The following is a 14,975-nucleotide window of genomic DNA, read 5'->3' as shown; positions in this document are numbered from 1 at the left end:
ACAAGTCATCTCTACAACGCGCGCCCCTCCACAACGCAAGACACCCCGCCGGGGAATTCCCGACGGGGTGTCTTGGTCACGCCATCATGCCGTCATGCAAGGCTCATGTGAGCCATGCGTGATGATCAGCCGTGGAACGGGTTGCGCAGCACGATGGTCTCGTTGCGGTCCGGGCCAGTGGAGATGATGTCGATCGGCACGCCGACCTGCTCTTCCAGGAAGCTGATGTAAGCGCGGGCGTTGGCCGGCAGCTTGTCGACTTCGCGCACGCCGATGGTGGAATCGCTCCAGCCCGGCAGGTCCTGGTACAGCGGTTCGATGGCTTCGTAGCCTTCGGAATCCACCGGGTTGTCCAGCACGTCGCCATCCTTGCTGCGATAGCCGATGCAGACACGGATGTTCTCGAGACCATCCAGCACGTCCAGCTTGGTCAGGCAGATGCCGCTGACCGAGTTGATCTGCACGGCGTGACGCAGAGCGACGGCATCGAACCAACCACAACGACGCGCACGACCGGTGGTGGCACCGAATTCGTGGCCACGCTCGGCCAGGTGACGGCCGAACTCATCGAACAGCTCGGTCGGGAACGGACCGGAGCCGACACGCGTGGTGTAGGCCTTGGTGATGCCCAGCACGTAGTCGAGATACAGCGGGCCGACGCCGGAACCGGTGGCGGTGCCGCCGGCAGTGGTGTTGGAGCTGGTGACGTACGGGTAGGTACCGTGGTCGATGTCGAGCAGTGAGCCCTGAGCACCTTCGAAGAGGATGTTCTCGTTGGCCTTGCGCACGGAGTGGACCAGATCCACGGTGTCGCAGACCATCGGGCGCAGCTCTTCGGCCATTTCCATGGCTTCGTCCAGCACCTGCTGGAAGTCGACCGGCGCTTCACCGTGATAGTGCTGCAGCACGAAGTTGTGGTAATCCAGCACTTCGCCCAGCTTGGAGGCAAAACGCTCACGGTGGAGCATGTCACCCAGACGCAGACCACGACGCGCGACCTTGTCTTCGTAGGCCGGACCGATGCCGCGACCGGTAGTACCGATCTTGGCGACGCCACGGGCCTTCTCGCGCGCCTGGTCCAGACGCACGTGGTAGGACAGGATCAGCGGGCAGGCCGGCGACAGTCGCAGGCGATCACGCACCGGCACGTCGTTGGCTTCAAGCTCGCGGATTTCCTTGATCAGCGCTTCCGGAGACAGCACGACACCGTTGCCGATGACGCAGGTCTTGCCCGGGTGGAGGATGCCGGACGGGATCAGGTGGAGGACGGTCTTCTTGCCGTCCAGCACCAGGGTGTGACCCGCGTTGTGGCCACCCTGGAAACGCACGACGGCGCTGGCGGATTCGGTCAGCAGGTCGACGACCTTGCCCTTGCCTTCATCACCCCATTGGGTGCCGAGCACGACTACATTCTTGCCCATGGTTCCTATCTCTTTCGGTGAATAACCGTCGGTGAAAACCCACTCACAAGTGCAGCTGCCCTGTCGGCAGCTGCACCTCGGGACCCAGTGGCCCCAGCTGTTCTGCTATCTGTCACTCGCTGCCATCGCTCTCGGATCACCGAAGCTCAACCATTCAAGCTCAGTCATACAAGCTCAGTCATACAAGCTCAGGCATCGAGTGTGACGACCTGCCAGCCGCCGTCGCCATTGACCAGCTCACGATTGCAACGGTGTGCATCCGCGCCGGTGGTCTGGCCCGGCAGCGCTTCGATGACACGCTCGCCAGCGGCACGCAGCTGATCGACACACTCACGCAGCGCGCTGTCGTTGAGTGCCGGCGCCCAGATGCCGTCGCAGGCCGGGGCCTGCACGGCCAGCGAGGCCAGCTGCTTGAGGTCCATCGAGAAGCCGGTGGCAGGACGCGCACGACCGAAGGCACGTCCAGTATCGTCGTAGCGACCACCCTTGGCCAGCGCCTGACCGTATCCCGGGACGTAGGCCGCGAACACCATGCCGGTGTGATACTCGTAACCGCGCAGTTCGGCGAGATCGAAATAGAGCGTGACCTGCGGATGACGCTCGCGGACCGCGCAGCTCAGCGCCGTCAGCTGATCCAGAGCGCTGGCGACTGCCGCCGGTGCGCCGGCGAAGGCGGTACGCGCCTGGGCAAGAATCTCGTCATCACCGTGCAGGTGCGGCAGCGCCTTGAGCATGCCCGCCACTACCTTGTCCCCCACCACGCGATCGATCAATGCATCGAGAGCGGAATACTGTTTACGCTCGATGGCGGCGAACAGTTCACGCTCGTACTCGTCATTCATGCCGGCTTCGGCGATCAAGGCACGATAGATGCCGATATGGCCCAGTGCCAGGTGCAATTCACCGGCGCCGGCCTGCTCGAGACTGGTCAGTGCCAGGTGCAGGATCTCGTGGTCGGCCTCGAGGCCGGCGTGACCGAACAGCTCAGCACCGACCTGCACCGGGCTGCGACCGCCCTGGTGCTTGTCCGCCTTGGTGCGCAGCACGTTGGCGCAGTAGCACAGACGTACCGGGCCTTCGCGGTGCAGGGAGTGAGCGTCCATGCGCGCCACCTGCGGGGTGACGTCGGCGCTGGCGCCCATCATGCGACCGGTCATCTGGTCGGTCAGCTTGAAGGTCTGCAGATCAAGCTCGGTACCGGTGCCGGTCAGCAGCGAATCGAGAAATTCGACGGGCGGCGGCAGCACCAGGTCATAGCCGAAGCGATGATAGAGGTCGAGCAGCGCGCGGCGCAGCGCCTCCATACGGGTTGCCTGAGGGGGCAATACCTCATCCATGCCATCCGGGAGGAGCCAGCGATCTGCGATGGTCATTGCGCTATCCTGCGAGAGATTTATGACAAGGGGTGACTCGTGACGCGAGGAAATTCACCCGGCTGGCGTGCGTGACGAACGCGACGCCTGCGGGGGATTTCACAGCAGCCGACCGAGACCCGTGAAGCAAGGTCCTGCTCGACGCTTTCCTGTCGGCCTTGCGCCTGTGCATGAAAAGCGGCCACAAAAAAACCGGGCGGTGCCCGGTTGCAGGAGTCTAGCATGAATCCTTGTGGGATGAACCCCGCGAACCTCTCGAGCGACGTTCATCCACTGCGCGGCCTCTGATGCTGCCAGAGGCCGCGCGCAACATCCCCGAAAGCAAGCCTTCGGGCTGAGTGATGCTGCTTACTTGCTGCCACCCTGCGGGTCCTTGAAGAAGCGGAAGAACTCGCTGTCCGGCTGCATGACCATCATGTTGCCATCGCCCTTGAAGCTGTCGCGATAGGCCTGCAGTGAGCGGTAGAAGCGGAAGAACTCGGTATCCGCCCCGTAGGCACCGGCATAGATGGCAGCGGCGGAGGCATCGCCCTCACCGCGCAGGGTCTGCGCCTGTTCTTCGGCCTGCGCGAGCAGAACGGAACGGCGACGATCGGCATTGGCCTGAATCTTCTCGGCCTGCTCCTGACCCTGGGCACGATACTCACGTGCCTCACGCTGACGCTCGGTCTTCATGCGCTCGTAGACCGCCTGGGAGACTTCGTCCGGCAGGTCGATACGCTTGACGCGGATATCGAGAATCGACACCCCCAGTTCCTTGCGCATCACCTCGTCGAGCTCTTCGGTGGGCTTCTTCATCAGCGCGTCACGCTGCTCGGAGATGATCTGCACCAGCTCGAGCTTGCCGAACTCGTTACGCAGACTCTCGTCGACACGCGGCGCGATCAGGCGCTCGGCCATCTGCTCGTCGCCGGAAGTCGCTTCGTAGTAGCGCTTCGGATCGACGATCTTCCACTTGACGAAGGAGTCGACGATGACGGCCTTCTTCTCGCGGGTCAGATAACGGCTTGCCTGGGCATCCAGCGTCAACACGCGCGTATCGAAGGTACGGATCGTGTTGTAGACCGGCAGCTTGAAGTGCAGACCGGGCTGGATGTTGTCTTCCACCACTTCACCAAACTTGAGCTTGATGGCGCGCTGGGTCTCATCAACCGTGTAGAGGCTGTTGCTACCAAGCCAGGCCACTACGGCCAGACCGGCGACGGCCATCAGTGAGCGATTGTTGATCATTAACGACCCTCCCGACGGATGCTGTTGCTGCTGTCAGTGCTCTGGCTGCGGCTCAGGGCATCACTCGCCTGTCGGGACACACGGTCCAGCTCACTACGACTCATGCCACTGCTGTCTTCGGCGGCAGCACTGGACTTGTTGGCCAGCTTGTCCAACGGCAGGTACATGAGAGAATTGCCGTTCTCGACATCCACCAGCACCTTGTTGGTCTTGCCGAGCACTTCACCCATGGTTTCCAGATACATGCGCTCGCGGATGATTTCCGGCGCCTTCTGGTACTCGGTCAGCAGGGACGTGAAGCGGTTGGCCTCACCCTGGGACTTCGCGACCACGGACTCCTTGTAACCCTCGGCTTCCTCGATGATGCGCTGCGCCTGACCCTGGGCTTCCGGGAGAATCGAGTTCTCGTAGGCCAGTGCCTGGTTGATCGTGCGCTGACGATCCTCACGCGCCTTGATGACGTCATCGAAGGAATCCTGGACCGCTGCCGGCGCAGAGGTGGACTCGACGTTGATGGTCTGCAGCGTCAGGCCGACACCGTAGTTGTCCAAATAGGACTGCAGGCGCGACTTGACGTTGCTGGCCAGCAGTTCACGACCGGAGGTCAGGATGTCGTTCATGTCGGCACTGCCGACTTCGTGACGCAGCGCAGAGTCCATGGCGTTCTCGAGACTGATCTCGGGCGCACGGACGTTGAGCAGGAAGTCACGCGGGTTGGACACCTGATACTGCACGGACATCTGGACTTCGACGATATTCTCGTCCTGGGTCAGCATCGACTTGGTCTGGGAGAGCGAACGCACCTTGGTGACGTTGACCTCACGCACATCGTCGATGATCGGCGGATTCCAGTGCAGGCCCGGACCGACGATGTCGTTGTACTTGCCGAAACGCAGCACGACGCCACGCTCTGACTGATCGACCAGATAGAAACCGGAAGCCGCCCAGATGGCGACCAGGATGACACCGATGATACCCGGCAGTGCGAAGGCATTGGTGCTGCCACCGTTGCCACCATTGCCATTGCCACCGGCACCGCCACGACGCTTGCGGCCATTGCCGAGCATGCCGTTGAGCTTGTCCTGGAATTTCTTCAGCGCTTCGTCGAGGTCGGGCGGTCCACCATTGCCACCGCCGCTACCCCCGCCCCCCTTCTTGTCCCCGTTGCGACCACCGCCGCTCCACGGGTCATGCTGGTTGCCGCCACCCGGCTCATTCCAAGCCATACGTCGTCTCCACTCAGTCGATGTTCCGCTCGTCATTATGATGACGCCGCCCTGCCAGCTGCGACCGGTTCCATGCCTTGAGCCTGATGGCCTCCGGCGACCGATTCTCTCGTACGGCATGGCGACGCGTCCCTTGCGGGAGAAGGCCATGGCCCTGCCCGACGACCATCGTCCGTCGGACGGCATCCAGCCAATCCTGCTGAATGCCCGCTGCTCTGACGCGCAGGGCAGGCCCTGCGCGAGGGCATCCATCGTCATTCGTGCGCGGCGATGGATGCCGGGTAGTGCTTGCCACTGCAATGCGACAACGGTGCGATGCTGCGTCGCGCGCCACTTCTCGTCGAGCGCAGCGCAGCGCAGCGCACCGGCGCAAGTCTCGCTACCAGACGGTATCAGGACTTGTGCGTGACCGACACGCGATGCTTTTCCGCGCGTTCGGCGGACAGCTCACGCTGCCAGGCTTCGCGGTCGTCATGTTCACCGCCGAGATAATCTTCAGGCGATTCACCAAGATGCGACAACAACTGCAGAAAGTCGCGTTTCTCGAGACGAATGTCCAGCAGCGCATTGCCCTGCTCGTCATATTGCTCGTCCTTGACCGCGTCCAGCTCATGCAGGCCTGCCCGCAGACGGGACTTGGCAGGCCCCAGCGTCAGCTGCATGGAGATGACGTTGTCGGACAGCAGCTCGGCGAAGGCCTGCATCAGCAGATCCAGCCCCTTGCCGTCGCGTGCCGACAGCCACACCGCCAGCGGACGACCGAAGCCATCACGCTCGATGCGCGGCGCCATGTCGAGTCGATCGATCTTGTTCATGACCAACAGACGCGGCACATCACCGGCATCGATCTCGCTCAGGACGTGATTGACCTGCTCGGTATTGCGGTCATTCTCCGGGTCTGCGGCGTCGATGACATGTACCAGCAGATCCGCTTCCGCCGCTTCCTGCAGGGTCGCCTGGAAGGCTTCCACCAGCTTGTGCGGCAGATGACGAATGAAGCCGACGGTATCGGCCAGGACTGCCGGACCGACATCCTCGAGCTCCAGACGACGCAGCGTCGGGTCCAGCGTCGCGAACAGCTGATCGGCGGCGTACACCTCGGAGGTGGTCAGCGCGTTGAACAGCGTCGACTTGCCGGCGTTGGTATAGCCGACCAGCGACAGGCTCGGGATCTCGGCACGCGCACGGGCACGGCGGTTCTGATCGCGCTGCTTGTGCACCTTCTCGAGTCGCTTGTGGATCGACTTGATACGGGCACGCAACAGGCGACGGTCAGTCTCGAGCTGGGTTTCCCCCGGGCCTCGCAGACCGATACCGCCTTTCTGACGCTCAAGGTGGGTCCAACCCCGCACCAGGCGGGTGGACATGTACTCGAGCTGTGCGAGTTCCACCTGCAGCTTGCCCTCATGGGTCCGCGCACGCTGGGCAAAGATGTCGAGAATCAGACCGGTACGGTCGATGACGCGACACTTGAGCGTGGCTTCGAGGTTTCGCTGCTGGGAAGGACTCAATGAATGGTTGAAAATGACCAGCTCGGCTTCGTGCACGGCCAGGGCCTCTTGCACTTCCTCAAGCTTGCCTTCTCCGATGAACGTACGGGAGTCGGGGCGGGGCCGGCTACCCTCGATGAGGGTCGCCGGCACGGCGCCTGCCGAACGTACGAGTTCGAGGAGCTCACCGGCATCCTCGCGTTCTTTTTCGTCCCGGAAATTGACATGCACCAGGACGGCCGTTTCACCGGCTTCGGGTCGTTCGAAGAACAATCAGCGCCTCTAACTTCAGCTTTCTGTGGACGGCACGCTCGGATCCTGGGCCGGCAGGCGCACATTGCGCGACGGCACCACGGTCGAGATAGCGTGCTTGTAAACCATCTGGGAGACAGTATTGCGCAGCAGGATCACGAACTGATCGAAGGATTCGATCTGGCCCTGCAGCTTGATGCCGTTGACCAGGAAGATCGAGACCGGGATACGTTCCTTGCGCAGGATGTTCAGGTACGGGTCCTGGAGTGATTGACCTTTGGACATGTGACTCTCCGTAAAAATGTCTCGTTCGAGGTAAGTATGGTTATGTTCGCCAGCGCTCCGGGTTGCCCTCTTGAGGGGGCTTCACGGGCGCGGGTCGTGACCGCTCATGTTACGCTAAGTGCAGGTCTGGCGCACGATTTTCAAGGTTTCACTGTAAGGATCTACACCCATGGAATCCACCGGGTGAATCCCCTGCCAGCTCCGCAACCAGGTCAACTGTCGCTTGGCGAGTTGACGCGTCGCGATGATGCCGCGTTCGCGCATCTCATCCCGGCTCAGATGGCCATCGAGAAAATCCCACACCTGACGGTAGCCGACACAACGTATCGAGGGCAGGCCCGCATGCAGCTCCGGACGCGCCTTCAGCGCTTCGACCTCGGCAATGAAGCCCTGTTCCAACATCTGATCAAAACGCGTCTCGATACGTTCATGTAACACGGCTCTATCGTGGGGCGCCAGTGCGATCGCTATCGGCCGGAACGGAAGTTCCGCCTCTGGCTGCTCCGCGAGCAGCTCGCTCATCGGGCGCCCGCTGATCAGACAGACCTCCAGCGCGCGTGTCAGCCGCTGGGGGTCAGTGGCCCGAATGCGCTGTGCCGTGGCCGGATCAAGCCGCGCCAGCTGCGCATGCAGCGCCGACAGACCCTCGGACTGGATACGCGCCTCGAGCTCCGCGCGCAGCTCGGCATCCGCTGCCGGCAGCTCCGCCACGCCTTCCAATAGACGCTTGAAATACATCATGGTGCCGCCGACCAGCAGCGGCATCTTGCCGCGGGACTGGATCTCGGCGATATGCGCCAGCGCATCGCGACGAAACTCGGCGGCGGAATAGCTCTCCAGCGGGTCGAGAAAGTCGATCAGGCGGTGTGGCGCTCGGGCCAGCTCTGCCGCGCTCGGCTTGGCCGTGCCGATATCCATGCCGCGATAGATCAGCGCCGAATCGACACTGACCAGCTCCGCGCCCTGCTCCTCATGCCAGCGAATGGCGAGGTCGGTCTTGCCGGAGGCCGTCGGCCCCATCAACAACACGACAGGCGGCTTGTCAGCCACCTCAGGCGCGTGGTGTCGGGAATCTTCAGGGGGTTGAATCTGGGTCATGGCCTATTGTCTGGGCTGGGAGGTGAATCAGGGGTGAACCGCTACGACACGGGGCGTCATCTACTGGCCGCGCAGGAACAGCTTGTCGAGCTCATGCATCGAAAGCTCGGTCCAGGTCGGCCGGCCATGATTGCATTGCCCGGAGCGCTCGGTGCGCTCCATGTCACGCAGCAGGGCATTCATTTCCGGAATCGTCAGACGGCGGTTAGCGCGCACGCTGCCGCGACACGCCATGTCGGCGAGCAGTTCATTCATGTGCGCCTCCATGCGGTCACTGCGTCCATAGCGCTCGAGATCTTCCAGCATGCCGCGCACCAGGGGCTCCACATCGGCATTGCCGAGCACGACCGGCACCTGACGCACCAGCAGAGTTTCCGGCCCGGCAGCGTCCAGCTCGACGCCCAGACGCGTGAACGCCTCGGACTCGCGCTCGAAGGTACCCATCTCACGCGAACTGACCGCCAGCGACACCGGCACCAGCAGCGGCTGGGCCTCCAGATGGCCGCCACCGTGAACGTGCTGCTTCATGCGCTCATAGGTGATGCGCTCATGAGCGGCATGCATGTCGACCATCACCAGCCCGCGCGAGGTCTGCGACAGGATATAGACGCCGTGCAGCTGCGCCACGGCGTAGCCCAGCGGCGGCGTGTCATCGTCGTCACTCTGGGCCGGCAGACCACGCATCACCACTGCCGAGCTGCCTGAGACCGAACCACCCGAGACCGAACTGCCTGAGACAGACGGCGCCGACATGCCAGGCCCTGCGTCGCTGGAAGGCGCTCCCGCCGGCGCCGAGTCGACCCGCCAGCCGGGCGCAGACTCCCCGACACCGGCCTGCGCACTGCCCTGTCCTGCGCCCTGTCCTGCGCCCTGCCCTGGCCCGTCACCCTCGCGGCCACCTTCGCCCAGCGTGACACGTGGCGCACGCCGTGCCTCACGTTCGGCACTGGCGATCGCCGCCGGATCATTGGCCACGCCCGCGCCGCCTGCGCCGCCACCCGGCGTGAGCAGATGATCTTCGCTGGGGTGCAGTGCCCGATAGCCGGCCATGAACTGACGCACACGCTCGGCACTCAGGCGTTCGCTGGAGCGACCATCACCGGCAGGCGGCAGCTGCGAGGAAGGCTGCCAGGGGGCCGCAGGGCGGCCTGCAGGCGCGCTTGGCGAGGCTGACGAGTCGCCCCCGGCCTGCGGACCGGCCGATGACGGTTGCTGTTCAGTGGCGGCATTTGGCTGGGCATCCTGTTCCTGACGGCCAAGGCGCATGCCCTGCTGCTGCCAGCCGGGGTCCTCTTCCTTCTCCTGCCCCTCGATGCCGGTAGGCGCGGCGCTGTTGTCACCGGGGCGCACCTCGGCCAGCGCCTTGTGCAGGCTCGAGAACAGGAAGTCATGCACCAGGCGCCCGTCCCGGAAGCGCACTTCGTGCTTGGTCGGGTGAACATTGACATCTACCACCGTCGGGTCGAGCTCCAGGTAGAGCACGAACACCGGATGCCGACCATGGAACAGCACATCGCGATAGGCCTGACGCACGGCATGCGCGACCAGGCGGTCGCGCACCACGCGGCCATTGACGAAGAAGTACTGCTGATCGGCCTGGGCACGCGAGTGCGTCGGCAAGCCCACCCAGCCGGACAGGCGCAGGCCGGAGGCCTCGATATCCAGATGCAGCGCATGCTCGAGGAAGTTGCGCCCCAGCAACGCACCGATGCGCCGCTCCACCGTCAGGGTGTCTTCACCGGCGCGCAGCTGGTGCACCACCTTCTGGTTGTGGCGCAGCGTCCAGCCGATGTCGTGGCGTGACAATGCCAGCCGCCGGAAGCTTTCCTCGACATGACCGAACTCGGTCTTCTCGGTGCGCATGAACTTGCGGCGCGCCGGCGTATTGAAGAACAGATCACGCACCGCGACGCTGGTGCCACGCGGATGCGGCGCCGGGGAGACGCGCGGCGCCATCTCGCGCCCTTCCGCCACCACCCGCCAGCCATTGGCCGGTTCCTCCGAGACATTCGAGAACAGCTCCAGCCGCGAGACCGAACTGATCGAGGCCAGTGCCTCGCCCCGGAAACCGAGGCTCGCCACGCCCTCGAGATCATCCAGGCTCTCGATCTTGCTGGTCGCATGCCGTGACAGCGCCAGCGGCAGGTCTTCCTCGGTGATGCCGCAGCCGTTGTCGCGCACGCGAATCAGCCGCGCACCGCCACCTTCCAGCTCCAGCTCGATGCGGGTGCTGCCGGCATCGATGGCGTTCTCGACCAGCTCCTTGACAACGGAAGCCGGCCGCTCCACGACCTCACCCGCCGCGATCTGGTTGGCAAGGCGCGGATTGAGGATACGGATCCGTCGCTCGCCAGGGCGAGCGGGCTGCATGTCGGTCAGCTCGTCAGACATCGATAGACTCCTGGATACACGAGCGAAAAACGCCGCTTCTCTGAAAACGATACTGTCCGCCGACCCAGCCACGGCAAGCAACGCATGCCGGAACTGCATCAGCGGACAGTGTCTGCGCCCCGCCAACGCAAGGCGCGGTCAGGGCGACTTCATGACGTCAGGTTCAGCTGCGCGGGATCTTGAGCAGCTGGCCCACGCGCACCGTGTCGCCACTCATGTTGTTGGCCTGCTTGAGGGCCGCCATGCTCACGTTGTGGCGCTGGGCCACTTCCGACAGCGTATCGCCACTCTTGACGCGATATTCGCCGCCGTTGCCACCGCGTGCCTGGCTGCGCTGCCATGCCAGCAGACTCGCGGGCGGCGGATTGCGCTCGAAGTGGCTCTGGATTCCCGAGAAGATCGAGCGCGCCAGCTTCTCCTGATAGGGGCCGCTGTTGAGGTTGCGCTCTTCCTGGGGATTGGAGATGAAGCCCGTCTCCACCAGCAGCGAGGGGATATCCGGCGACTTGAGCACCACGAAGCCCGCCTGCTCCACCTGTCGCTTGTGCAGGGAATTCATGCGTCCGAGGTTGGCCAGCACGCCGCTACCCGCCGCCAGCGAGTCATTGAGCGTTGCGGTCATGGTCAGGTCGAGCAAGACGCCACGCAGCATCTCATCCTTGTCATTCAGGCTGAGATTGCCATCCACGCCCCCGATCAGGTCAGCACGGTTTTCAGTGGCGGCCAGCCAGCGTGCGGTCTCGGACGTCGCCCCGCGGCTTGAGAGCGCAAAGACCGAGCTGCCGTGCGGGCGCGGGCTGTTGAAGGCATCGGCGTGAATCGAGACGAAGAAGTCCGCCTTCTGCTCACGCGCGATCTCGGTGCGCTTGCGCAGCGGAATGTAGTAATCGCTGTTGCGGGTCAGGATGGCCTTGAAGCCGGGCTGGGCATCGAACATGCGCTTGAGGCGCTTGCCGATCTTGAGCACCACATCCTTCTCACGAGTCCCGCTGGGGCCGCTGGCGCCCGGGTCTTCCCCGCCGTGGCCAGGGTCGATCGCGATGATGATGTCACGCTTGGGATGTGCCGCCGCCTGCGTATTGACCACAGGTTCCGCCGGCTCGCCCTTCAGCTTGCGCTTGGCCGCGGCCTGTTCCTGCTCGCGGATACGGGCCTCGATGGGGTCGATGGGGTTCTCGACCGCCGACTCGCCGGGGAACTCGAGATCCACCACCAGGCGATTGCCGTACTTGGCATTCGGCGCCAGCGTGAAGTCCTTGGGATTGACCGGGCGCGTCAGGTCGAGCACCACACGCAGGGCATCCCCCTGACGCCCGCTGCGGATCGACTTGATGGCACTGCCTTCGAGATTCAGCGCGGCGAACTTGCGCTCGACCGCGGCACTGGCCACTTCGCTGCCGGCAAGGTCGATCACCAGACGGCGCGGATTGTCGAGGCCGAAGACCTTGGCCTTGGCGGCACTGTCGAGATCGAACACCAGCCGCGTGTGGTCCGGTGCGGTCCACAGGCGCAGGTTCTCGACCTTGGCGGCCAGCGCCTGCGGCGCCAGCACCAGACTGGCAAGCGAGCAGACGACGCCACCCGCCAGCCAGCGACGGAAGCTGCGCGCCAGACGCATACGGGGGATTTTGGACGCTATTTCAGGCATCAGACAGGATGACCCAGACAGAAAGAACATGAATGAAGATAACGAATGATCGGACACTGCGCCGCCAGACAACGCAAGCGGAACGGCGTCATCATGCCTGAGAGGTTCGGCGCTCGGCCAGTGTTGCCAACCAACCCTCACCTCGCGGTGTCAGGGCAGTCAATTCGGCCTCGCGTCCTTCGTCGGCGACGAACAGCGTGATGCGCAGATCCGGCGTGGGCAGAAAGCCCTGACCACAGCTCGGCCACTCGATCAGCGCCAGGCTGTCGGCGGCGAGCAGATCGCGCCCCCCGATGAACTCGAGCTCTTCAGGGTCGGCGAGGCGGTAGAGATCGAAGTGGTTGATGTGCCACTCGCCACCCTCGGCCCGTGGCAGCACGTAGGGCTCCACCAGGGTGTAGGTCGGGCTCTTGACCGCACCCTGGTGACCATAGGCGCGCAGCACGCCGCGGGTCAGGGTCGTCTTGCCCGCCCCCAGCTCACCCTCAAGGAACACCAGCCCGCGGCCGGCAAGGATATTTCCCAATTGAGTGCCGAAGGCAACCTGGGCGTTTTCATCAGACAGAAGTATGCGCATCTCGGGCCCGTGGATTGAGCAATAAATGCATATAGGATGCCAGATCACCCGCGAGCAGGCCACGTTCACCACGCTCCTGTACCGCCCGGTCGGCCGCCAGGGCATGCACCAGCACCCCAAGCCTGGCCGCCTGCGCCATGGCGCGCGTGACTCGCCGGGCCTGCGCCGCCTCATCCTGGGAGGAACGCGGCTGGCGTGCATCGAAGCCGCCGTTGAGCGCCTGCGCCGCCAGACCCGCGATGATGCCACCCAGCACATCGCCCATGCCGCCACTGGCCATGCCCGGATTGCCATAGGGGCAGAGCGCCACCGCCGGCCCCTCGAGCCCCCCCGCAGGACTCGCCACCAGACTGCCCGCGCCCTTGAGCACCACGCTGCCGCCGAAACGCTGCTGAAGCGCTCTTGCGGCTGCGATCCGGTCATGTTCGACGTCCGCCACACTGCAATCGAGCAAACGCGCGGCCTCGCCGGGATGCGGCGTCAGCACCCAGTCGTCGCGACGGATGATGTCGCCTTCGCTCGCGCGCCAGGCCAGCAGGCTCAGGCCATCGGCATCGACGACCAGCGGCTGCCCCGCCGCCAGCACCCGCGACATGCCGCCCCAGCCCCACAGCATGCTCTCGAGACTCTCGGTGCCCATGCCCGGCCCGACCAGCGTCACACTGGCCTGTGCCAGCTGTGATTCCAGCACGGCGAAGCCATCATGGTTGCTGCCCTCAGGGCCACTATTGAGACCGCGCGCCATGACCTCAGGGCAGCGCGTCAGGCTGGCGCTGATATGCGCGGGCGCCGTCAGCAGCGCGACCTTGCCGGCGCCGGCCCGCGCCGCCGCCTCACTGGCCAGCAATACCGAGCCCCCCAGCCCCGGCCCGCCGCCGAAGACCAGCACACTGCCGGTATCGCCCTTGTGGGCCAGCGGCGAGCGCGGCACCAGCTCGGACTCCAGCCAGCGCGGTGTCAGCCGCTGCACGGCGTCCTCTGCCAGCAAGGCCGCGGTTCGCGACTGCGCGACCACCTCCGGCAACACGCGCGCCGCGCCCAGGCGCGCCAGACTGACGTGCCCGGCGTGCAGCTCGGCGCGTCCGGTGTGCAGGCCCGGCTTGTCGACCAGAAACGTCAGCGTCACATCCGCTTCCACGGCGACACCCGCGACCGCGCCTGTCGCGGCGTTCAAGCCTGAGGGCACATCCAGCGCCATGACATGCACGCCCTGCTGATGAGCGTGATTGATGCGCTCGATGGCTTCGACCACACTGCCGCGCGGCGCATCGCGCAGGCCGATGCCGGTCAGCGCATCCACCAGCAAGGGCCAGCCCTTGAGCAGCGCATCCGCCGCCTCCTCATCGGCCTTCGGCCATGCCAGCGTCTCGACACCAGCCTCGCGCGCCGCGATCGCGGCCAGCTGCGCATCACCGGTCAAGGCATCCTCCGGCGTCAAGGCGATGACTCGCACCTCGAAGCCCGCCAGCAATGCCAGGCGCGCCAGCAGATAGCCATCACCGCCATTGTTGCCGCCGCCACACAGCACGCACAGCCTGCGCGCCTCCGGCCAACGCTGACGCAGCAGATCGAACGCCGATTGCGCGGCGCGCCCCATCAGGCGCTTCTCCACCGGCGCCTCGCTCTGGCCACTGTCAGCGGCGACGGTCTCCTCCGCGAGCATCCAATGCTCCAGATCACGCAGCGCCGCCAACGGCCACAGACAGTTGACCGAACGCCACAGCGTCATGGTCGCCGAAGATGCCGGGGGGCAGGTCTGGTCAGAGGTCGATTCGTGCGCTGTCATGCCTACACTCCTTGTCTGGATATCCATTGCCTGACTGGATGTTCGTTGCCTGTCTGGACGCTCGTTGCCTGCCTGGATGTGCGTTGCCTATCGTGAGGCATGGCGCTGCATGCCGCCTTCCTTTCTACTGCGCCTTACCTGCCGTGCTCACGCCGTCAGGCAGCACGCTTGGGCTGACCGGCAAGTTGCGCTAAGGTG

11 protein-coding genes are annotated in these 14,975 nt (G+C 64.5%); all 11 read right to left on the bottom strand.

Annotated elements, in window-relative coordinates:
• Nucleotides 1-125 precede the first annotated feature (125 nt).
• The 11 genes from R1T44_RS07225 to R1T44_RS07175 all read right to left on the bottom strand — a co-directional run bounded on the left by R1T44_RS07225 (nucleotide 126) and on the right by R1T44_RS07175 (nucleotide 14,777).
• Nucleotides 126-1,421 (bottom strand): adenylosuccinate synthase, encoded by a 1,296-nt coding sequence (locus R1T44_RS07225; protein ID WP_043335209.1) that lies wholly within the window; start codon nucleotides 1,419-1,421, stop codon nucleotides 126-128.
• A 188-nt stretch (nucleotides 1,422-1,609) separates the two neighbouring features.
• A complete protein-coding gene (locus R1T44_RS07220) occupies nucleotides 1,610-2,794 on the bottom strand; it encodes an ATP phosphoribosyltransferase regulatory subunit (protein WP_153635358.1) in 1,185 nt (394 codons plus the stop codon).
• A gap of 348 nt (nucleotides 2,795-3,142) precedes the next feature.
• The gene (hflC, locus tag R1T44_RS07215) at nucleotides 3,143-4,024 is read right to left on the bottom strand and encodes a protease modulator HflC (protein ID WP_043335206.1); all 882 of its coding nucleotides are present in this window, start codon (nucleotides 4,022-4,024) and stop codon (nucleotides 3,143-3,145) included.
• Complete coding sequence (hflK, locus tag R1T44_RS07210; RefSeq protein WP_153635357.1) at nucleotides 4,024-5,250, bottom strand: FtsH protease activity modulator HflK; 1,227 nt, start codon at nucleotides 5,248-5,250, stop codon at nucleotides 4,024-4,026. Before hflK ends, hflC begins: the two co-directional genes overlap by 1 nt.
• A 392-nt stretch (nucleotides 5,251-5,642) precedes the next feature.
• Nucleotides 5,643-7,013: a ribosome rescue GTPase HflX gene (hflX, locus tag R1T44_RS07205; protein ID WP_052384759.1), complete on the bottom strand. Its 1,371-nt coding sequence runs from the start codon at nucleotides 7,011-7,013 to the stop codon at nucleotides 5,643-5,645.
• A 15-nt stretch (nucleotides 7,014-7,028) separates the two neighbouring features.
• Entirely contained in the window at nucleotides 7,029-7,277 is a 249-nt protein-coding gene (hfq, locus tag R1T44_RS07200; protein WP_043335203.1) for an RNA chaperone Hfq, read from the bottom strand.
• A gap of 114 nt (nucleotides 7,278-7,391) precedes the next feature.
• The gene (gene miaA / locus R1T44_RS07195; protein WP_197738708.1) at nucleotides 7,392-8,375 is read right to left on the bottom strand and encodes a tRNA (adenosine(37)-N6)-dimethylallyltransferase MiaA; all 984 of its coding nucleotides are present in this window, start codon (nucleotides 8,373-8,375) and stop codon (nucleotides 7,392-7,394) included.
• Between the two features lie 60 nt (nucleotides 8,376-8,435).
• Nucleotides 8,436-10,766, bottom strand: coding sequence for a DNA mismatch repair endonuclease MutL (mutL, locus tag R1T44_RS07190; protein ID WP_225347773.1), 2,331 nt, complete (start codon nucleotides 10,764-10,766; stop codon nucleotides 8,436-8,438).
• Between the two features lie 163 nt (nucleotides 10,767-10,929).
• Complete coding sequence (locus R1T44_RS07185) at nucleotides 10,930-12,384, bottom strand: N-acetylmuramoyl-L-alanine amidase (RefSeq protein WP_043335201.1); 1,455 nt, start codon at nucleotides 12,382-12,384, stop codon at nucleotides 10,930-10,932.
• Nucleotides 12,385-12,505: 121 nt separating this feature from the next.
• Nucleotides 12,506-12,991: a tRNA (adenosine(37)-N6)-threonylcarbamoyltransferase complex ATPase subunit type 1 TsaE gene (tsaE, locus tag R1T44_RS07180; protein ID WP_043335197.1), complete on the bottom strand. Its 486-nt coding sequence runs from the start codon at nucleotides 12,989-12,991 to the stop codon at nucleotides 12,506-12,508.
• The gene (locus R1T44_RS07175) at nucleotides 12,972-14,777 is read right to left on the bottom strand and encodes an NAD(P)H-hydrate dehydratase (protein ID WP_317292819.1); all 1,806 of its coding nucleotides are present in this window, start codon (nucleotides 14,775-14,777) and stop codon (nucleotides 12,972-12,974) included. Before R1T44_RS07175 ends, tsaE begins: the two co-directional genes overlap by 20 nt.
• Nucleotides 14,778-14,975 lie beyond the last annotated feature (198 nt).

Source organism: Cobetia amphilecti, assembly GCF_032923285.1.
GTDB classification, from domain to species: Bacteria; Pseudomonadota; Gammaproteobacteria; order Pseudomonadales; family Halomonadaceae; genus Cobetia; species Cobetia amphilecti.
This window is presented reverse-complemented; position numbering and strand designations above follow the sequence as displayed.

Coding starts and splice junctions, on each gene's coding strand:
- mutL (WP_225347773.1), bottom strand. CDS start 10,766: ATGTCTGACGAGCTGACCGACATGCAGCCCGCTCGCCCTGGCGAGCGA.
- R1T44_RS07175 (WP_317292819.1), bottom strand. CDS start 14,777: ATGACAGCGCACGAATCGACCTCTGACCAGACCTGCCCCCCGGCATCT.
- hflK (WP_153635357.1), bottom strand. CDS start 5,250: ATGGCTTGGAATGAGCCGGGTGGCGGCAACCAGCATGACCCGTGGAGC.
- R1T44_RS07220 (WP_153635358.1), bottom strand. CDS start 2,794: ATGACCATCGCAGATCGCTGGCTCCTCCCGGATGGCATGGATGAGGTA.
- tsaE (WP_043335197.1), bottom strand. CDS start 12,991: ATGCGCATACTTCTGTCTGATGAAAACGCCCAGGTTGCCTTCGGCACT.
- R1T44_RS07225 (WP_043335209.1), bottom strand. CDS start 1,421: ATGGGCAAGAATGTAGTCGTGCTCGGCACCCAATGGGGTGATGAAGGC.
- miaA (WP_197738708.1), bottom strand. CDS start 8,375: ATGACCCAGATTCAACCCCCTGAAGATTCCCGACACCACGCGCCTGAG.
- R1T44_RS07185 (WP_043335201.1), bottom strand. CDS start 12,384: ATGCGTCTGGCGCGCAGCTTCCGTCGCTGGCTGGCGGGTGGCGTCGTC.
- hfq (WP_043335203.1), bottom strand. CDS start 7,277: ATGTCCAAAGGTCAATCACTCCAGGACCCGTACCTGAACATCCTGCGC.
- hflC (WP_043335206.1), bottom strand. CDS start 4,024: ATGATCAACAATCGCTCACTGATGGCCGTCGCCGGTCTGGCCGTAGTG.